This is a genomic window from Streptomyces sp. NPDC002306 (genome assembly GCF_053593435.1).
This window is the reverse complement of sequence record NZ_JBSFCK010000028.1, coordinates 1-18,591: the sequence shown is the minus strand read 5'-3', so window position 1 is coordinate 18,591 and position 18,591 is coordinate 1. Positions and strand designations below refer to the sequence as shown.

19 protein-coding genes are annotated in these 18,591 nt (G+C 71.7%); 10 read left to right on the top strand and 9 right to left on the bottom strand.

The window, feature by feature from the left end:
• Positions 1 to 12: 12 nt before the first annotated feature.
• On the bottom strand, positions 13 to 954 hold the full coding sequence (gene pstC, locus ACWCQK_RS33035) for a phosphate ABC transporter permease subunit PstC (RefSeq protein WP_451161342.1): 942 nt from the start codon (positions 952 to 954) through the stop codon (positions 13 to 15).
• Between the two features lie 256 nt (positions 955 to 1,210).
• Entirely contained in the window at positions 1,211 to 1,483 is a 273-nt protein-coding gene (locus tag ACWCQK_RS33030) for a hypothetical protein (protein WP_451161340.1), read from the bottom strand.
• Between the two features lie 620 nt (positions 1,484 to 2,103).
• Between ACWCQK_RS33030 and ACWCQK_RS33025 the strand changes: the two genes are divergently transcribed.
• Positions 2,104 to 2,862 (top strand): DUF5707 domain-containing protein, encoded by a 759-nt coding sequence (locus ACWCQK_RS33025; RefSeq protein WP_451161338.1) that lies wholly within the window; start codon positions 2,104 to 2,106, stop codon positions 2,860 to 2,862.
• 264 nt (positions 2,863 to 3,126) lie between these two features.
• On the opposite strand, the gene ACWCQK_RS33020 is transcribed toward ACWCQK_RS33025, so the two are convergent.
• Positions 3,127 to 4,815, bottom strand: a complete 1,689-nt coding sequence (locus ACWCQK_RS33020) for a hypothetical protein (protein ID WP_451161336.1) — start codon at positions 4,813 to 4,815, stop codon at positions 3,127 to 3,129.
• 284 nt (positions 4,816 to 5,099) lie between these two features.
• Positions 5,100 to 5,795 (bottom strand): PH domain-containing protein, encoded by a 696-nt coding sequence (locus ACWCQK_RS33015; RefSeq protein ID WP_451161334.1) that lies wholly within the window; start codon positions 5,793 to 5,795, stop codon positions 5,100 to 5,102.
• A 359-nt stretch (positions 5,796 to 6,154) separates the two neighbouring features.
• Between ACWCQK_RS33015 and deoC the strand changes: the two genes are divergently transcribed.
• Genes deoC through ACWCQK_RS33000 form a run of 3 tightly spaced genes read left to right on the top strand, consistent with a single transcriptional unit; the run spans position 6,155 to position 9,477 of the window.
• A complete protein-coding gene (deoC, locus tag ACWCQK_RS33010; RefSeq protein WP_451161332.1) occupies positions 6,155 to 7,108 on the top strand; it encodes a deoxyribose-phosphate aldolase in 954 nt (317 codons plus the stop codon).
• 5 nt (positions 7,109 to 7,113) lie between these two features.
• Positions 7,114 to 8,571 (top strand): aldehyde dehydrogenase family protein, encoded by a 1,458-nt coding sequence (locus tag ACWCQK_RS33005; protein WP_451161330.1) that lies wholly within the window; start codon positions 7,114 to 7,116, stop codon positions 8,569 to 8,571.
• Complete coding sequence (locus ACWCQK_RS33000; protein ID WP_451161328.1) at positions 8,572 to 9,477, top strand: aldehyde dehydrogenase family protein; 906 nt, start codon at positions 8,572 to 8,574, stop codon at positions 9,475 to 9,477. It begins immediately after the preceding gene.
• 80 nt (positions 9,478 to 9,557) lie between these two features.
• Here ACWCQK_RS33000 and ACWCQK_RS32995 read toward each other — a convergent pair whose 3' ends face one another.
• Positions 9,558 to 9,962: a hypothetical protein gene (locus ACWCQK_RS32995; RefSeq protein ID WP_451161432.1), complete on the bottom strand. Its 405-nt coding sequence runs from the start codon at positions 9,960 to 9,962 to the stop codon at positions 9,558 to 9,560.
• 162 nt (positions 9,963 to 10,124) lie between these two features.
• On the opposite strand from ACWCQK_RS32995, the gene ACWCQK_RS32990 reads away from it, so the two are divergent.
• The gene (locus ACWCQK_RS32990; protein ID WP_451161430.1) at positions 10,125 to 10,727 is read left to right on the top strand and encodes a uridine kinase family protein; all 603 of its coding nucleotides are present in this window, start codon (positions 10,125 to 10,127) and stop codon (positions 10,725 to 10,727) included.
• 270 nt (positions 10,728 to 10,997) lie between these two features.
• Here ACWCQK_RS32990 and ACWCQK_RS32985 read toward each other — a convergent pair whose 3' ends face one another.
• Complete coding sequence (locus ACWCQK_RS32985; RefSeq protein WP_451161326.1) at positions 10,998 to 11,759, bottom strand: SigE family RNA polymerase sigma factor; 762 nt, start codon at positions 11,757 to 11,759, stop codon at positions 10,998 to 11,000.
• A gap of 273 nt (positions 11,760 to 12,032) precedes the next feature.
• Here ACWCQK_RS32985 and afsQ1 point away from each other — a divergent pair, with 273 nt between their 5' ends.
• The 5 genes from afsQ1 (at position 12,033) to ACWCQK_RS32960 (ending at position 15,979) form a co-directional block, all read left to right on the top strand.
• The gene (afsQ1, locus tag ACWCQK_RS32980) at positions 12,033 to 12,710 is read left to right on the top strand and encodes a two-component system response regulator AfsQ1 (RefSeq protein ID WP_451161324.1); all 678 of its coding nucleotides are present in this window, start codon (positions 12,033 to 12,035) and stop codon (positions 12,708 to 12,710) included.
• Positions 12,710 to 14,380 carry a sensor histidine kinase gene (locus tag ACWCQK_RS32975; protein WP_451161322.1) on the top strand — a complete coding sequence of 557 codons (1,671 nt, stop codon included), beginning with the start codon at positions 12,710 to 12,712 and terminating at the stop codon, positions 14,378 to 14,380. Before afsQ1 ends, ACWCQK_RS32975 begins: the two co-directional genes overlap by 1 nt.
• The gene (locus ACWCQK_RS32970) at positions 14,377 to 15,048 is read left to right on the top strand and encodes a hypothetical protein (RefSeq protein WP_451161320.1); all 672 of its coding nucleotides are present in this window, start codon (positions 14,377 to 14,379) and stop codon (positions 15,046 to 15,048) included. Before ACWCQK_RS32975 ends, ACWCQK_RS32970 begins: the two co-directional genes overlap by 4 nt.
• Positions 15,049 to 15,130: 82 nt before the next feature.
• The gene (locus ACWCQK_RS32965) at positions 15,131 to 15,682 is read left to right on the top strand and encodes a VanZ family protein (RefSeq protein ID WP_451161318.1); all 552 of its coding nucleotides are present in this window, start codon (positions 15,131 to 15,133) and stop codon (positions 15,680 to 15,682) included.
• Positions 15,683 to 15,775: 93 nt separating this feature from the next.
• Entirely contained in the window at positions 15,776 to 15,979 is a 204-nt protein-coding gene (locus ACWCQK_RS32960) for a PspC domain-containing protein (RefSeq protein ID WP_451161316.1), read from the top strand.
• 104 nt (positions 15,980 to 16,083) lie between these two features.
• Here ACWCQK_RS32960 and ACWCQK_RS32955 read toward each other — a convergent pair whose 3' ends face one another.
• The 3 genes from ACWCQK_RS32955 to ACWCQK_RS32945 all read right to left on the bottom strand — a co-directional run.
• Positions 16,084 to 16,869 (bottom strand): ABC transporter permease, encoded by a 786-nt coding sequence (locus ACWCQK_RS32955; RefSeq protein WP_451161314.1) that lies wholly within the window; start codon positions 16,867 to 16,869, stop codon positions 16,084 to 16,086.
• A complete protein-coding gene (locus ACWCQK_RS32950) occupies positions 16,866 to 17,873 on the bottom strand; it encodes an ATP-binding cassette domain-containing protein (protein WP_451161312.1) in 1,008 nt (335 codons plus the stop codon). The genes ACWCQK_RS32955 and ACWCQK_RS32950 overlap by 4 nt, the downstream gene beginning before the upstream one ends.
• Before the next feature lie 82 nt (positions 17,874 to 17,955).
• Positions 17,956 to 18,591: DUF4097 family beta strand repeat-containing protein (locus ACWCQK_RS32945; RefSeq protein WP_451161310.1), on the bottom strand; the 636-nt coding region annotated here is incomplete at its 5' end.

Below are 18,591 nucleotides of genomic sequence, written 5' to 3'. Positions count from 1 at the left end.
GGCTCGGTCCCCTCAGGAGTCGCTCGTCGCGCCGGAACGGCTGCGGGCGACGATCGACGATGCGGCGAAGTTGACGACGAGGGTCATCAGGAAGAGCGCGAGTCCGGCGGCCATCAGCGCGGACATGCCGAGGTCGGACGCCTCGCCGTAGCGCAGGGCGATCAGCGAGGAGACCGAACTGGTGCCGTTCTGGAGGATGTGCGGCTGGATCACGAACACCGGCGAGATGATCATGTAGACGGCGATGGTCTCGCCGAGGGCCCGGCCCAGGCCCAGCATGGTGCCGCCGATCATGCCGCCCTTGCCGAACGGCAGGACGACGCTGCGGATCATGCCCCAGCGGGTGGCGCCGAGCGCGTAGGCGCCCTCCCGTTCGCCGACCGGGGCCTGCGAGAACACCTCCCGCATCACCGAGCAGATGATCGGCGCCACCATCAGGGAGACGATCATGCCCGCGATGAAGGTGGAGGAGGTGAACACGGTGGCGGTGGCGAGCGGGTCCTTCGGATCGGCGCCGTCGACCTCGAAGAGCGGGATCCAGCCGAGATACGTCGAGATCCAGCGCGAGACGGTGACCACCTGCCCCTGGAAATAGAACAGGCCCCAGAGGCCGTAGACCACCGACGGCACGGCGGCCATCAGGTCCACCACGCTGATGAGGGTCTGTCGGATCCGCGGCGGGGCGAACTCGGAGATGTAGAGCGCGGTGCCGAGCGCCAGCGGTACGGCGAACACGATGGCGACGAGCGCGATCAGCACGGTGCCGACGAGCACGGCCGCGATGCCGAAGGTGCCGCTGTCCGGCTCCCACGCCTCGGTGGTGACGAAGTCCCACCGCGCGGCCGACAGCGCCTGCCAGGCCCGGTAGGTCAGGAAGCCGCCGACGAGCAGCATGATCGCGAGCACCAGGGAACCGCCGCCGCGCAGGATTCCCCTGAACACGCGGTCGGGCACACCCGGATCGAGGTACAGGCGTCTCGGCGGGTCGTCCGAGGAAGCCGCTGGTCGCTCAAGGATTCGCGTCGTCACATGAGCCGACGCTCCTGAGGCGCGGTGGCCGCCCGCGCACACGCGTGTGAACGAGGCGCCCCCGAGGGGCAACTTCCGGGGTTGACGTGAACGCAGCGACCGGAGCGCACGACAGGGGCCGGGGTCCGCCCCGTCGGCGGACCCCGGCCCCTGTGACGGCCGTGCCGTCAGTTGCGCGCGATCACTCCGTCTCCCCCCACGCGATCACCTCGCTCGACCCGAGTTCGGCCAGCAGCGCCCGGAACCGCTCGTACGCGGCCTGGCACGTCGAGTGCCGCTCGTAGGCACGCGACGACACGGCCACGGCGGCGCCGGCGCGATCACGCAGCCGCCACACCCAGCCACTGCCCCCCGAGGTGTGGTGCACGGCGCCGGGTAATTCCGCGACATCGGCGCAGAGCCGCTCGAACGCGGCCCGGCACGCGCCGTAGTCCCGGTAGGTCCGTGCGGCCACGGCGATCACCCGTCCGTTGGTGGCCGTGAGACGCCACGAGTAAGTGCCGTCTGCACCGATGTCTATTTGGCAGCGCGTGCCGGGTGCGGCCGCGCCTCCATTTCTTGTGGCCATCCATCTCCACCCCTGTGTTCCCCGATGCCAGGAAGCCGCTCGAGTCGATGCTGGTTCATCGTTCGGGCGGCATACGCAGGGTAGTGAGACGGGAGTGATGCGCGATCGTCTCAGTTATGTGTGCTCCACATGCTTCATGTGAAAGTTGCCCCTCGTTCATAAAGTCGGCCAACCGGCCAACAACGAGCGACATCAGAGGTCCAATGCGTCAAGTACGGGCAAAAGATGACGACTTGCATGCAAGGGATGCCCCATGGCCGGCGGTACGCGCAGGTGGCCGCCAGGTCCGCTGAAATTTGAATCGAATTTCCCCTTCGGTTTTCCGCGGAATCGACGCAAGCGATATTCGAGGGAGTTTCCTTTGCGCGGAAATCCACAATCCGGTTCACCGTCATACGAAAGCGTTTCGGAATCCGGGCGGAATGAGTACGCTGCACCCGTCAATTCCGGTTCGACTGCCGCAAATGAACAAGCCGCGGCATTCACATTGGGGAATTCGCATGCGCATGAACTCAGCTGTCGCCGCTGCGTGCGGCGTCATGGCACTGTCCGCCCTCGCCGTTCCGGCCGCGCACGCGGACGAGCGGTTCGGCGACACCGACATCACCAGCGTGATCGTCAACGACGGCGATCCCGTCGTCGTCGGCACGAGCGCGAGAACCGTCACGGTCGAGGTCACCGCGACCGACCCGTCCGGAATCGAGCAGATCAACGCCACGCTGTACCACGGCTCGTTCGGCGCCCAGGACAGCACCGTCGCCTCGGCGGCGGCCTGCGGACCGACGGCCGACACCACCAGCACCTGCACCCTGACCTTCACCCTCACCCCCGGCACCGCGCCGGCGGTCGACACGCAGGCCGGCACCTGGCACGTCAGCGCCTACGCGATCGCCCCCGACAGCGACGCCGTGTTCCTGGACAGCGCGGCCGACTTCGCGGTGCGGCGCGACACCAAGGTGACCGTCGACGCCACCCCCGAGCCGGTGCGCCCGGGCCGGGTCCTCACCGTCAAGGGCGACGTGCGGCACGCCGGCTGGGCGACCGGCACGACCGTGCCCACCGCGGCCGGCCGGTCCGTGGACCTCCAGTTCCGTCCCGCGGGCAGCACCGGCTACTGCACCCTCAAGACCGTCAGGACGGCGGCCGACGGCACCGTCTCCACCACCGTCCGGGCGTACGTCGACGGTTCCTACCGCTGGTCGTACGCCGGTACGGCCGACACGGCCGCGGCGGTCTCCGCCGACGACTACGTCGACGTGCGCTGACCCACGCCGACGTGCGCTGATCCGCGCCGACGCGGGTGACGTCCGTGGACGGGGGCGGACCCGCGTCGACGCGGGGTGACCGCACCGCCACCGCAACCGTCCTCCCGCCGAGGGCCCGTCCGTCACGTTCCCACGCCCGCCCGGAGAGGGCGTGCCGCGGAGCGTGCCGGGCGGCCGTGCGGTGGGCGCGCGCCGGGCGGCCGTACGGTACGCGCGTCGCCGTCGCTCACGGCGACCGGCGCGCCGACCGGCCACGCCCTCGGTTCACCCGACGGGGAACCACTCCTGGCCGAGCACCACGGCCGTCAGCCAGAGCAGGAGGAACAGCGCGGCCAGCGGCCACAGGGGGCGTCCCCGTCCGCGTTCCTCGCTGTCGCCGACGGGACGCAGGGCGGGGTCGGTGTGCATCGCGCTGATCTCGGCGGCCAGGGCGTCGTACGGGTGCGTGACGCCGCGCCTGCGCTGGAACCGGGCCCAGCGCGGCGCGGAGACCCTCCAGGACTCGCCACCGCGCCAGCGCAGCTTGAGCTCGAAGTACTCGGTGCGGACCGAGCGCACGTCGTCCCAGGGAATGTGCGTGGTTCCGCGCAGGCCGTTCAGCCAGAGCCCGGTGCGGTCGGCGGTGATGCGCCAGCACAGTTTCACGGGGACGCGGGCCGCGAGGAACAGGCCCATGAGGATCATGAGTACCTGCTGCCACAGGTCGGTCGCCTCCGCGTCGGCGAACGCCGCGAACCACAGCGGGACGCCCGACAGCGCCGTCAGGAAAGCGGACACCCGGTCGAGCGCTCCCGCCCGCCAGCGCCGTACCGGCACCGTCTTGATCAGGCGCGCGGCCGCCACCAGGCCGAGGTGCCGTTCGTCGTCCGCCGCGGCCCGGACCGCCGCTCGCTTCTCCTGCCCGAGCCGGCGCCGCACGCCGCCCTCCGACAGCGGGCGTACGGGCCCGGCCGACCGTTCCGCCACCGGCGGCCCGTCCGCTTCCGGCGCGGCGCTGACGAGCACGAGTTCGCCACCCTCGTACGGCGCCCCGTACAGGACGGCCTCCCGCAGCGGCTTCGGCCGGTCGCCGTCGAGGTGGGCGAGCATCCCGTCCAGCTCCGCCTCGGCCTCGGCCTCGTCGATCTCGCCGTCCTCCGTGTCGCGCTCCAGCGGGACCGTGGTGACGGTGAACAGCGGTCGCAGGCTCATCACGTCGTCCGCCGCGAAGACCTCCACACCGTCGCCCTCGTACTCGCGCACTAGGACCCGCAGGACGGGAACGGGGGCGGGCGCGGGCGCGGCGTACAGCGCGACGGCCCGCCGCCGTCCCAGCACTCCGGAGAGCAGTGCGGTGACACCCAGCCCTGCCAGGTAGAAGCCGGTGACAGCCGTCGCCCCGCGGTCGTCCGACGTGTCCCATACGTCGGCACCCACGGCCAGCGCGGTGCCCGCCAGGATCAGGGCGATCCCGCACCAGGAGAGGATCCGGCCGCGCCACAGGGGCCGCTCCGTGGCCGGCAGGGGGGCGGTCACGCCTTCGGCGGCCGCCAGCGCCGCCTCCCGCTGCCGCCGCCTCGCCCGCAGTCGCGACACGGCGATCGCCGCGCAGGCGCCCGCCAGCAGGAGCGCGCCGACGAGCACGGCGGACACCGGCGCGGGACGCAGGACGACCGCCACCAGGACCATCGCCGGCGCCGACACCCGTACGATCTCGGGCCTCAGCGGCAGCCAGACGAGGTGGAGCGCGGCCAGCGCCGCGAGGAAGGGCGGCAGTCCGGCCCCGGTCAGGCCGAAAGCGGCCAGCCCGCCCGTCACCAGCGCCAGATTGACGACCGGCAGCCCGGGCCATCGCAGAGGTGTCCAACCGGGCGGGAGTTCCCGCGTCCAGCGGTGCGTCCGCTCCGTGGTCCAGGGAACGCAGCCGTCGGGTATCGCGGTGGCGGGCAGCGCCCGCCGGAGGTCGGTGTTCATCGTTTCCCAGAGACTCGGACCACGAGGGTCGGTGTTCGGCACGGTCCTCGGCTTCGTCTCCGGGTGGGGGAACGGCTGTCGCGGCCGAGGCGGGGCACAGACGGATGCACGCAGAAGCGGGGCACAGGCGCAGGCGGATGCACGCGGAAGCTGGGGGGCAGGACAGATCATGGCCGACGAACCTGTCGATCGGCCGACCGGCCCCGCCTCAGCGAGAACTCACTCCCGGACGACTCCTGCCGACACTCCCGGATCGCCCCCGGCCGGTCGCGGACCGCCCGCGCTCACCTGACCGCGAGCAGCACCGCCAGCAGGACCGCTCCGACCGCGATCGGTCCCAGGATCTCGTACGCCCAGCGCACGGTCACCGCTCCCTGCGAGGCCGCGGCCTTCTCCCGCGCGTTCAGCAGTTCGCGCAGCTCGTCCATGATCTTGTCGGCCTCGGCGCGCACCGGGCCGGCGTCGGCCGCCAGTCTCCCGCCCGTGGCGTCCATGCCGCCCAGACCGCCCGCCACACCGCCGCCGAACAGGCCTCCCCGGCGGCCGCCGGACTCGGCCCGCGCCTGCCGTCGCATCGCCCGGTTCCGCGCCCGCAGCGAGACGGGGACCGACCACAGCTGGTACTTGGCCCCGGACTTCGTGATCACCTCGTTGGAGTAGGCGGATCGCAGCGAGGCGACCTCGCCCCAGGGCACCACGACGACGCGGAAGGGGTTGCGGACGCGCAGCCGGTCGTCGTTGGCGAAGACGGCGGGCCGCAGCGTGAAGGCGGCCACCAGGGGAACGAAGAAGATCATCCCGGCGAGGCCCAGCCACGGGGTGCTGCCGTGCCCGGTGACGAGCGCGTCGATGCCGAGCCAGCCGATGAGCGCGAGCAGCAGGAACCCGCCGGCCAGGCCCGAGGCCGACCGGTAGATGCGGTCCTTGGACACGGGGCCCGAGGGCTGCGGCGCTGGTGACTGGTGCTCCGGGGTCGTCATGCTCCCGATTCTGCCCGACGCCCACCAGGACGCTCATCCCCGGTGCCCGCGGAGCACTCCACCGGCCCCCGGCCCCGCGGCTCCCACCCGGCCCTGGCACCACGACCGCCACCGCCACCGCCCCGCCCCCGCACCGGGCCCGGGCAGTCCACCGCCCCCGCCGCGGGAATCCGGCGGCGCACCCGCTCCACCGCGCCCCCGACGAAGCGCCCCGGCCCCGCGCCCCCGACGAGGCGCCCCGCCCTGCGCCGACGCCGTACCCTTCCACCTGGTCACCCGGACACCGACTCGCCCCTCCCCGGCAGAACCTCCCGGGGCTGTACAGCCGCTACGCGCGTAGATATGCTCGTCTGGTGACCATGCCCACCTCTGCACCCGCTGCCCTCGCTGACGTCACCGCGTCCGACAGCACGCTGCGCCGCTTCCTCCACGGGCTGCCCGGCGTCGACGCGGTCGGCCTGGAGGCGCGCGCCGCCTCGCTCGGCACCCGCTCCATCAAGACCACCGCGAAGGCGTACGCCATCGACCTCGCCATCTCGATGGTCGACCTGACGACGCTGGAAGGCGCGGACACCCCGGGCAAGGTCCGGGCGCTCGGCGCCAAAGCGGTCCACCCCGACCCGACCGACGTCACGACCCCCGCGACCGCGGCCGTCTGTGTCTACCCCGACATGGTGGCCACCGCGAAGGAGGCCGTCGCCGGCTCGGGCGTGAAGGTCGCGTCGGTCGCCACCGCCTTCCCCGCGGGCCGCGCCGCCCTCGGGGTGAAGCTGGCCGACGTGCGGGACGCCGTCGCCGCGGGCGCCGACGAGATCGACATGGTCATCGACCGCGGGGCGTTCCTCGCGGGCCGCTACATGAAGGTGTACGACGAGATCACCGCCGTGAAGGAGGCCTGCGGGACCAGCGCCCGCCTGAAGGTCATCTTCGAGACCGGCGAGCTGTCGACGTACGACAACATCCGCCGTGCCAGCTGGCTCGGCATGCTGGCCGGGGCCGACTTCATCAAGACCTCGACCGGCAAGGTGGCCGTCAACGCGACCCCGGCGAACACGCTGCTGATGCTGGAGGCGGTGCGCGACTTCCGCGCCCAGACCGGCGTCCAGGTCGGCGTGAAGCCGGCCGGCGGCATCCGTACGAGCAAGGACGCGATCAAGTTCCTGGTCCTGGTCAACGAGACCGCGGGCGAGGACTGGCTGGACAACCACTGGTTCCGCTTCGGCGCCTCCTCGCTCCTGAACGACCTGCTGATGCAGCGCCAGAAGCTGGCCACCGGCCGCTACTCCGGCCCCGACTACGTGACGGTGGACTGATCATCATGGCATCCGCATTCGAGTACGCACCGGCGCCCGAGTCCCGCTCGGTCGTCGACATCGCGCCGTCGTACGGCCTCTTCATCGACGGCGAGTTCACCGAGGCCGCCGACGGCAAGGTCTTCAAGACGGTCAGCCCCTCCACCGAGGAGGTCCTCTCCGAGGTCGCCCAGGCGGGCGAGGCGGACGTCGACCGCGCGGTGAAGGCCGCCCGCAAGGCCTTCGCGAAGTGGTCGGCGCTGCCGGGCTCCGAGCGCGCCAAGTACCTGTTCCGGATCGCCCGCATCATCCAGGAGCGCAGCCGCGAGCTGGCCGTCCTGGAGACGCTGGACAACGGAAAGCCCATCAAGGAGACCCGCGACGCCGACCTGCCGCTGGTCGCCGCGCACTTCTTCTACTACGCGGGCTGGGCCGACAAGCTGGAGCACGCCGGCTTCGGCGCGCACCCCCGCCCCCTGGGCGTCGCGGGCCAGGTCATCCCGTGGAACTTCCCGCTGCTGATGCTGGCGTGGAAGATCGCCCCGGCGCTGGCGACCGGCAACACGGTCGTGCTGAAGCCCGCGGAGACCACCCCCCTGTCGGCCCTGTTCTTCGCGGACATCTGCCGCCAGGCCGGTCTGCCCAAGGGCGTCGTCAACATCCTTCCGGGGTACGGCGACGCGGGCGCCGCGCTCGTCGCGCACCCGGACGTGGACAAGGTCGCCTTCACCGGCTCGACCGCGGTCGGCAAGGAGATCGCCCGGACGGTCGCCGGCAGCCACAAGAAGGTCACCCTCGAACTGGGCGGCAAGGGCGCCAACATCGTCTTCGACGACGCCCCGATCGACCAGGCCGTCGAGGGCATCGTGAACGGCATCTTCTTCAACCAGGGCCAGGTCTGCTGCGCGGGCTCCCGGCTCCTGGTGCAGGAGTCGGTCCAGGACGAACTGCTGGACTCGCTCAAGCGCCGTCTGTCGACGCTCCGGCTGGGCGACCCGCTGGACAAGAACACGGACATCGGCGCGATCAACTCCGCCGAGCAGCTCGCGCGCATCACCTCGCTCGTCGAGCAGGGCGAGGCACAGGGCGCGCAGCGCTGGTCCCCCGCCTGCGAACTCCCCTCCTCCGGCTACTGGTTCGCCCCGACGCTCTTCACGAACGTCACCCAGGCGCACACCATCGCGCGGGACGAGATCTTCGGCCCGGTGCTGTCGGTCCTCACCTTCCGCACGCCCGACGAGGCCGTCGCCAAGGCGAACAACACGCCGTACGGCCTCTCCGCCGGCATCTGGACGGAGAAGGGGTCCCGGATCCTGGCCGTGGCGAACAAGCTGCGCGCCGGTGTCGTCTGGTCCAACACGTTCAACAAGTTCGACCCGACCTCGCCCTTCGGCGGTTACAAGGAGTCGGGCTTCGGCCGCGAGGGCGGCCGCCACGGCCTGGAGGCGTACCTCGCCCCGTCGAGCCCGGAGGGCGAGCGCTAAATGAGCACAGTCGAGAAGTCCGAACCGCAGCGCCTCAGCGTCTTCAAGACCTACAAGCTGTACGTGGGCGGGAAGTTCCCGCGTTCCGAGAGCGGCCGGGTGTACGAGGTGACCGACTCCAAGGGCAAGTGGCTGGCGAACGCGCCCCTTTCCTCCCGCAAGGACGCCCGTGACGCCGTCGTCGCCGCCCGCAAGGCGTTCGGCGCCTGGTCGGGCGCGACGGCGTACAACCGCGGCCAGATCCTCTACCGCGTCGCGGAGATGCTGGAGGGCCGCCGCGAGCAGTTCGTGCGCGAGGTCGCCGACGCCGAGGGCCTGTCGAAGGCGAAGGCGGCCGCGGTCGTCGACGCGGCGATCGACCGCTGGGTCTGGTACGCGGGCTGGACCGACAAGATCGCCCAGGTGGTCGGCGGCGGCAACCCGGTGGCGGGCCCGTTCTTCAACCTGTCCTCCCCCGAGCCGACGGGCGTGGTGACGGTGCTCGCCCCCCAGGAGTCGTCCTTCCTGGGCCTGGTCTCGGTGGTCGCCCCGGTCATCGCGACCGGCAACACGTCGGTCGTGATCGCGTCCGAGAAGTCCCCGCTCCCGGCCCTGTCCCTGGGCGAGGTGCTGGCCACCTCCGACCTCCCGGGCGGCGTCGTCAACATTCTCTCGGGCCGTACGGCGGAGATCGCGCCGTCCCTCGCGGCGCACCAGGACGTCAACGCGATCGACCTCGCGGGCGCCGACGAGGCGCTGGCGAAGGAGCTGGAGATCGCGGCGGCGGACAACCTGAAGCGCGTGCTTCGTCCACAGCCTGTGGATTACTCCGCGACCCCCGGCACCGCCCGCATGACGGCCTTCCTGGAGACCAAGACGGTCTGGCACCCGACGGGTTCACTGGGCGCGTCCGGCTCGTCGTACTGACCCCGGTCGCCCCACCGGCGAAAACCGGAGAGCCGCGCCTCCCCTCCGTCAGGGGGAGGCGCGGCTCTCCGTACGCCGGGTCAGCCGCCCAGCAGCCCCGTGGCCTGTCCCAGCACCGGGATGCTGCCGATGGACTGCGCCTGCGCCACCGGCCCGGTCAGGGCCTGCGAGGTCAGCGGCTGGAAGTCGGCGAGCTGGGTGCCGACGCCGTTGTCGAGGGGGTCGACGCCGGTACCCGCCAGCGGGTTGGGCTTGAGGCCCTGGACCGGGCCGGTGACGTAACGCACCGAGCCGAGCAGGCTGTTGAGCCCCGCCTGCGGGTCGAGCCGGCCGGTCGACGTGGGGTTGGTGCGCATCACGTCGACCACCGGGTCGGCGTCCGCGGCGGCCGTCCCCGCGCCCGCGCCGAGGGCCACCCCCGCGGTCGCGAGGGCGACCAGGGCGCGCCGGCCGGTCGGGGTCTGGGGGATGTCGTGTCGGGCCATCGCTGGTGCCACCTTCTCGATGCGCAAGGTAATCATGACGACACGAAGGGTAGTTGAGGTGTGATGCGCGCTTCAAAGCCGACCCGCGGGGTCGGCAGCAGGGCGCACCATGACGCAAACTGGTGTTCCGTGAGCATCCATCCTCCGTCCCCCGCCCGTGTCGTGCTGCTGTGCGGCCCCTCGGGCTCGGGCAAGTCCCTTGTCGCCGCCCGCTCCGGGCTGCCCGTGCTGCGCCTCGACGACTTCTACAAGGAGGGCGACGACCCGACGCTGCCGCTGGTGGCGGAGAGTTCCGACATCGACTGGGACCACCCCGGATCGTGGGACGCGGACATCGCGGTCGACGCCATCACCCGGCTGTGCGCCACCGGCTCGACGGGCGTACCGGTGTACGACCTCTCGCTGAGCGCCCGCACCGGCGAGGAGATCCTGCGCATCGGCCGGACTCCGCTGTTCATCGCGGAGGGCATCTTCGCGGCCGAGATCGTGGAGCGCTGCCGGGACCTGGGTGTCCTGGCGGACGCCCTGTGCCTGACCCGGGGACCGCTCACCACGTTCCGCCGCCGTTTCCTGCGCGACCTCAAGGAGGGCCGCAAGTCGGTGCCGTTCCTGCTGCGCCGCGGCTGGCGTCTGATGCGCGCGGAACGCTCGATCGTCGCCCGCCAGACCGCGCTGGGCGCGCACGCCTGCGACCGGGACGAGGCCCTGGGCAGGCTGGCCGCCGCGGCGGTGGGCCGCTCCGTACGGACGAGTTCGGCGGCCTGAACGCCCGGACGCGGCCGGACACAGCGAAAGCGGGACTGGACGGACCCCCCGGCCCTCCAGTCCCGCTCCCTTTCTCGCTCTCCCGCGTCCCCCGTCGAACCGCGCGGCAGAGCTCCCCCGTTCCCCGCTGATCCCCCCGGTACCGTTCCGCACCCCCCGGTGCGGCCCCCCGATACCCGGCCCCGCTCCCGCACCCCCCGGTGCGAGTCCCCCGTGACCACCTCCCGCACCCCCCGGTACGGGACCCCCGTTGCTTCTCCCCCGTGACCCTCAGGCGACCAACTCCCCGAAGGCGTCCTCCTCGTCACGGCCGAAGCTGAGGACCTCGTCCTCACGCAGCCGGCGGAGCGACCGCCAGATGCTCGACTTCACCGTGCCGACACTGATGTCGAGGATGTCCGCGATCTCCGGGTCGGTCCGGCCCTCGTAGTACCGCAGGACCAGCATCGTCCGCTGGAGTTCGGGCAGCCGGGCCAGCGCCTGCCACAGGACCGTGCGCAGTTCGGTGCCGCGCATCGCGTCCGTGTCGCCGGGCGTCTCCGGCAGTTCCTCGGTCGGGTACTCGTTCAGCTTGCGGCGGCGCCACGCGCTGATGTGCAGATTGGTCATCGTCCGGCGCAGGTATCCGCCGACCGCGGCCTTGTCGCTGATCCGGTCCCACGCCCGGTAGGTCGAGAACAGCGCGCTCTGCAACAGGTCCTCGGCCTCGAAGCGGTCCCCCGTGAGGTGGTACGCGGTGGCGTACAGGGAGGCGCGGCGCTCCTGGACGTAGGCGGTGAACTCCGCCTCCGACAGCGAGCGACGCTCCCCCGTGTCCTCCCCGTACGCGGATCCCCCGACCGCGCCCGCGGCGTCGGCCGCCGCGGATTCCCCCGTACCGGCGTCAACCACCGACATGTACACGGTGTGCTGACGCCCGGTGCCGCGAGCGCACCCCCGCCCGCTCACGGCACCGGACTTCTCGGAACCCCGGGTGACGTCGTGCAGACGCGTGATCACTGCGCTGGTGCTGGTGCTGTACAGCGTGTTCATCTCGCGCCCCCCGTCGTGGACTTCCGGTGTTCGGCTTGTTGCGACGTGCTTCCTTGCCCGTGCCGAAAAGCTTGCCGGGGTCACTTCATGGCCATGTCCGGCGACTGTCACAGACCTGTCACAGGGGTCGTTCGCCCCCAGGGCACGGCGCGGTCACAGAGAGGCGCGGTACGGCTACTCAGACGCACCGAGCGACTTCGATCGTTTGCGGGAGATGTGTGGGAGCGCTCCAAGTGTCGAAACCCCGACCCGCCATGGGCCAGAATGACCCCTGTGCCTTCCCTGTTGCTGATCGAGGACGACGACGCCATCCGTACGGCCCTGGAGCTCTCACTGACGCGCCAGGGACACCGGGTGGCGACCGCTGCCAGCGGTGAGGACGGTCTGAAGCTGCTGCGCGAGCAGCGGCCGGACCTGATCGTGCTGGACGTGATGCTGCCCGGCATCGACGGGTTCGAGGTGTGCCGCCGCATCCGGCGCACGGACACGTTGCCGATCATCCTGCTGACCGCGCGCAGCGATGACATCGACGTGGTGGTCGGACTGGAGTCCGGAGCCGACGACTACGTCGTCAAGCCGGTCCAGGGGCGGGTGCTCGACGCCCGCATCCGGGCCGTGCTGCGGCGCGGCGAGCGCGAGGCGAACGACGCGGCGACCTACGGGTCCGTCGTCATCGACCGCGCCGCGATGACCGTGACGAAGAACGGCGAGGACCTCCAACTGACGCCGACCGAGCTGCGGCTGCTGCTCGAACTGAGCCGGCGGCCGGGCCAGGCGCTGTCCCGGCAGCAGTTGCTGCGGCTGGTGTGGGAGCACGACTACCTCGGCGACTCCCGGCTCGTGGACGCCTGTGTCCAGCGGCTGCGTGCCAAGGTCGAGGACGTGCCGTCGTCCCCGACGCTGATCCGTACCGTCCGTGGGGTCGGATACCGCCTGGACGCGCCCCAGTAATGACGACGGCGCAAGGGGGGATCCGCGGCTGGGCCGCGGATCGCAGGGGAGTCTGGTCGCGGCTGCGTTTCACCAGTCTGCGGCTGCGGCTCGTCGTGGTCTTCGGGCTGGTGGCGCTCACCGCCGCCGTGTCCGCGTCCGGGATCGCCTACTGGCTCAACCGCGAGGCGGTACTGACCCGCACCCAGGACGCGGTGCTGCGCGACTTCCAGCAGGAGATGCAGAACCGGGCGGGCTCGCTGCCGGAGTACCCGTCGCAGGACGAACTCCAGCACACCGCCGGTCAGATGGCCAACAGCAGTCAGCGCTTCAGCGTCCTGCTCGTCGGCGAGGACGCGGCAGGCAAGGCCGTCTACGGCAACTCCGGTGGCCTGAGCGGCTTCTCGCTCCAGGACGTGCCCGTGTCGCTGCGGACCGCGGTGAACCGGCAGCAGGACCTCACGACCGGCAACAAGTCTCCGTACCACCTGTACTGGCAGCGGGTCGTCGACGACGGCACGCCGTACCTCGTGGCCGGGACGAAGGTGATCGGCGGCGGTCCCACCGGCTACATGCTGAAGTCGCTGGAGCCCGAGGCCAAGGATCTCAACTCGCTGGCCTGGTCGCTGGGCATCGCCACCGGCCTCGCGCTGATCGGTGCCGCGCTGCTCGCGCAGGCCGCCGCCACGACCGTACTGAAGCCGGTGCACCGGCTCGGGGTCGCCGCGCGCCGGCTCGGCGAGGGCCGGCTGGACACCCGGCTGCGCGTGTCGGGGACGGATGAACTCGCCGATCTCTCCCGGACGTTCAACCTGGCGGCCGCCGCCCTGGAGAAACGGGTCGCCGACATGGCCGCGCGGGACGACGCCTCACGGCGGTTCGTGGCGGACATGAGCCATGAGCTGCGTACGCCGCTGACCGCCATCACGGCCGTGACGGAGGTGCTGGAGGAGGAGCTGGAGGCGGAGACCGGGAGCATGGACCCGATGATCGAGCCCGCGGTACGGCTCGTCGTCAGCGAGACCCGGCGGCTCAACGACCTCGTCGAGAACCTGATGGAGGTCACCCGCTTCGACGCGGGCACCGCCCGGCTCGTCGTCGACTACGTCGACATCGCCGACCAGATCACCGCCTGCATCGACGCGCGGGCCTGGCTGGACGCGGTGGAGCTGGACGCGGAACGCGGCATCCACGCCCGGATCGACCCCCGCCGCCTGGACGTCATACTGGCCAACCTCATCGGCAACGCGCTCAAGCACGGCGGCTCGCCGGTGCGGGTGTCGGTACGGGCGACCACCGGGAACGGGAGCGGGACCGACAGCGAGAGCGGGACCGACGGCGCGCACGTGGGCGAGGACGCGCACATGGGCGAGGACCCCGGTATGAGCGGCGGGGAACTCGTCATCAGCGTGCGCGACCACGGCCCCGGTATCCCGGAGGACGTCCTGCCGCACGTCTTCGACCGGTTCTACAAGGCCAGCGCCTCCCGGCCGCGCTCCGAGGGCAGCGGACTCGGACTGTCCATCGCCCTGGAGAACGCGCACATCCACGGCGGCGAGATCACCGCCGCCAACTCCCCCGAGGGCGGCGCGGTGTTCACCCTGCGGCTGCCGCGGGACACGCCCGAGCCGGTGCCGGAGGCCGACCAGGCCGGGAAGGACGGCGCGGACTCGAAGGGGGACGCCTCATGACCGTACGCACGACCGCCCCGAGCGCGGGCGCGGCCGGCCGTCCCGCACGCGCGACCGCGCGTCCCGCCCGCCTGCTGCTGGCTCTGTCCGGGCTCGCCGTGCTGCTCGCCGGGTGCGGGATCCGGTCCACCGAGGTGCCGACCGACTTCGGCCCCGCGCCCTCCCGGGTGCGCTGCGCGCTGTCCGAGGCGGACGTCTCGACGCACGCGCCGGCCGGCGTCCCCGTGCAGGTGTTCCTGCTGTGCGGCTCGTCGCTGGTGGCCGTCGACCGGTCCGTGCGCGTCCCGGACGGCGCGGCGGACTCGCAGCGCCGGGTGCTGGTGGCGCAGGGGCTGCTGGACCAGCTCGCCGAGACGCCGTCGTCCGCCGAGAAGGCGGCCGGTTACACCACGGACGTACGCGGCGGGATGTCCGTGAGCGGTCCGACGCCCAGGGACCCGGACGACACGCTGCGGCTGAGCACCCCGCCCGGTGACCTCACCTCGTACGCCCTCGCCCAGGTCGTCTGTACGTTCTCCGACTCGGCGGCGGCCGAGGGCGACGGCTCGGTGATCCTCGGCGGGCCGGTCTCCGGCGGCGAGCCGCTGCGTCGCTACGAGTGCACGGACGAGGTCCGTGCCCGGCCCGGGACCAAGGAGCCGCCGTCGTCCGAGGTCAGACTCGGCTGAGCCACGGGTGTGGCGGATGCCTCATCTGGGTATCGGGGGTTGCCCCGGAACCGTTCGTGCCTGGGGGCGCGTCTAGGGGGGCGTGCAGCGTCAAGGCTCGGTCGGCGGCAACGCCGCGTTCCGCATCCGTGTGGCAGGGGGTGTCCTCCTTGTCGCACATCTCGCGTTCGTCGCCTGGTACACGCTGCGGCCCCTGGAAGTGCCCTGGGTCATGCCCGCCAACCTGCGTCCGTTCGCCGGCATCCGCGCCGACCTCGCGCTGGGCTGGCCCGACGCGGCCCGGCGGATCGGCACGGGGCTCGCGCTGCTCGCCCCGCTGGGCGTCCTGCTGCCGCTGACGCACGGCCGCCTCGCCGCCTCCCCGCCGGCGTCCCTGCTGCGTACGGTCGCCGCCGGAGCCCTGCTGTCGCTGGGCATCGAACTGTTGCAGACCGGCGTGCCCGGACAGGTCGTGGACGTCGACTCACTGATCCTGAACACCGTGGGAGTGGCCCTCGCGCACAGCGCGGTGGTGCCCGCGGCCCGTTCCTGGCTCCGTCGCAGGACGGAGCGCCGGCACCGGGCGGCCGTCCGGCGGCAGGAGACGGGTCAGGGTCGGACCCCGACGATTCCCAGGGTCGGCATCGCACCGTAGAGCGACGCCCGGTCCGGCTCGGATCCGTAGCGTTGATGTCAGATGAGGCAGCCACACGGGGGGCCTCGGACCGACGCTCACGAAGGAGCCGACATGACCGCCCTTGCCCGCCCCACCCACGGCCGCATGCTCGGCGGAGTGTGCGCAGCGCTGGCACGGCGCTTCGGCACCTCCGCCACGACGATGCGCGTGATCTTCCTGGTCTCGTGCCTGCTGCCCGGCCCGCAGTTCCTGCTCTACCTCGCCCTGTGGCTGCTGCTGCCGTCCGAGGAGAAGGCGGCGCGTTCCGCCTGGTGACCGGCCGGGAACACGAACAAGGCGGCGTACTCCGACACGGTGTCGGGGTACGCCGCCCTCGTATGGGCCGGGGGCGCGGAAGACGGCCCGCGCTGCCATGCCGGTTACTTCGGGTCGCGGTTGAACTGTGCTTGTGACCAGCGGTGGCCGAGGGCGGTGAGGGCGAGGCACCAGGCGAGGGCGATCCATGCGTTGTTGCCGATCTCGGTGCCGAGGAGGAGTCCGCGCAGGGTTTCGATGGCGGGGGTGAAGGGCTGGTATTCGGCGATGGGCTGGAACCAGCCGGGCATCGTGTGCAGGGGGACGAAGGCGCTGGAGATGAGGGGGAGCAGGATCAGGGGCATGGCGCTGTTGCTGGCGGCTTCGGCGTTGGGGCTGCCCATGCCCATGCCGACGGCGATCCAGGTGAAGGCGAGGGCGAACAGGGCGAGCAGGCCGAGGGCGGCGAGCCATTCCAGGAGGGTGGCGTCGGTGGAGCGGAAGCCCATGGCGACGCCGACGGCGCCGACGAGGACGACGCTGAGCAGTGACTGCAGGACGCTGCCGACGACGTGTCCGAACAGGACGGATCCGCGGTGGATGGCCATGGTGCGGAAGCGGGCGATGATGCCCTCGTTCATGTCGGTGGCGACGGAGACGGCGGTGCCGACGACGGTGGAGCCGATGGTCATGAGCAGGATGCCGGGGACGATGTAGGCGATGTAGGCGGAGCGGTTCGCGCCGCCGATGCCGGCGCTCATGGTGTCGCCGAAGATGTAGACGAACAGCAGCAGCAGCATGACCGGCGTGAGCAGCAGGTTCAGGGTGAGTGACGGGTAGCGGCGGGCGTGCAGCAGGTTGCGGCGCAGCATGGTGGAGGAGTCGCGCACGGCGAGGGAGAGAGAGCTCATCGGACGGTCTCCTTGGACGGGTTCGGCTGCTGCGACGAGGTCGGCTGGACGGGCTGGGTGGGGATGCCGGCGGGGCTGGTGTGAGCGGTGTCGGTGAGGGCGAAGAAGACGTCGTCGAGGTCGGGGGTGTGGACGGTGAGTTCGTCGGCTTCGATGCCGTCCGAGTCCAACCGGTCGAGGAGGGAACGCAGTTCGCGCTGGCTGCCGTCGCTGAGGAGTTGCAGGGTCAGTGCGTCGTCGTCGCGGGTGGCGTCGGGCAGGGCGTCGGCGGCGGTGTGGTGGGCGGTGGGGTCGGTGAAGCGCAGGCGGACGTGTCCGCCGGGGATGAGGCGTTTGAGTTCTTCGGCGCTGCCTTCGGCGGCGATGCGGCCGTTGTTCAGGACGGCGATGCGGTCGGCGAGTTCGTCGGCTTCCTCGAGGTACTGGGTGGTGAGGAAGACGGTGACGCCGCCGGTGACGAGTTCGCGGATGATCTGCCACATGGTGTGGCGGGAGCGGGGGTCCAGGCCGGTGGTGGGCTCGTCGAGGAAGATGATCCGGGGGCTGCCGACCAGGGTCATGGCGATGTCGAGGCGGCGTTTCATGCCGCCGGAGTAGGTGGAGGCGGGCTTCCTCGCGGCGTCGGTGAGGTCGAAGCGGGCCAGGAGTTCGGCCGTGATGCGGCGGCCTTCCTGTTTGGGCAGGTGGTGCAGGTCGGCCATGAGGAGCATGTTCTCCTCGCCGGTGATCAGGCCGTCGACGGCGGAGAACTGCCCGGTCACGCCGATCGCGGCGCGGATCTTCTGCGGGGCGCCGGCCAGGTCGTGTCCGGCGATGTGGGCCTGGCCGGCGTCGGCGGTGATGAGGGTGGAGAGGATTTTCACGGCGGTGGTCTTGCCGGCGCCGTTGGGGCCGAGCAGGGCGAAGACGGTGCCGGCCGGGATCCGCAGGTCGATGCCGTCCAGGACGGTCTTGTCGCCGTAGGACTTGCGCAGTCCGTGCGCGGCGATCGCCAACTCGCTCATCAGCAGTGCTCCTTCACGGTGTGGTCAGTGGCCGCGGGGGCGGTGATGCGGCCGTCAGAGGCGGCGGGTGGTGAGGCGGCGGTCAGAGGCTGCGGGCGGTGATGTCGCCGTGGGCGGTGCTGGCGTGGATGGTCAGGGCGGCGCCGGCGCCGTCGCTGTTGCGCAGCGTGTTGTGGATGCGGCCGTAGGTGGTGCCGGCGTCCAGCGCGGCGGAGACACCCGGTGCGGCGCCGACGGAGACGTCACCGGACTGGGTGCTCAGGGTGAGCGTGCCGCGCACCGCCTCGGTGATGCTGATGTCGCCCTTCTGGGTGCTGATCTCGGCCGGGCCGGCCAGGCGGCCGACGCTGACGTCACCGGCCATCAGGCTCAGCCGGGCCGCGCCCGTCTCGTCGAGCTTGACCGTGCCCTGCGCGCCCTCGAAGACGACCTCGCCGAGGCGTCCCACACCGCGCAGTTCGGCGCTGGCGGCCTTGGCCCGCACACCGGAGCCGGCCGGCAGCTGGACGGTCACCTCGACCTCGCCGGAGGAGCCCAGGACCCGGTTCTTCGCCGGTGCGGCCTCGATCCGCAGCACACCGTCGCCGTGCACGACCGTGACCTGCTCGGCCGCCTTCACGTCCCGGCCCTTGGAGGCGTCCGCGGGCAGCACCTCGACCGTGGTGTCGGCCCGGTCGGCCGCGATGAACCGGATACGCCCGGCCGGGATGTCCAGGAC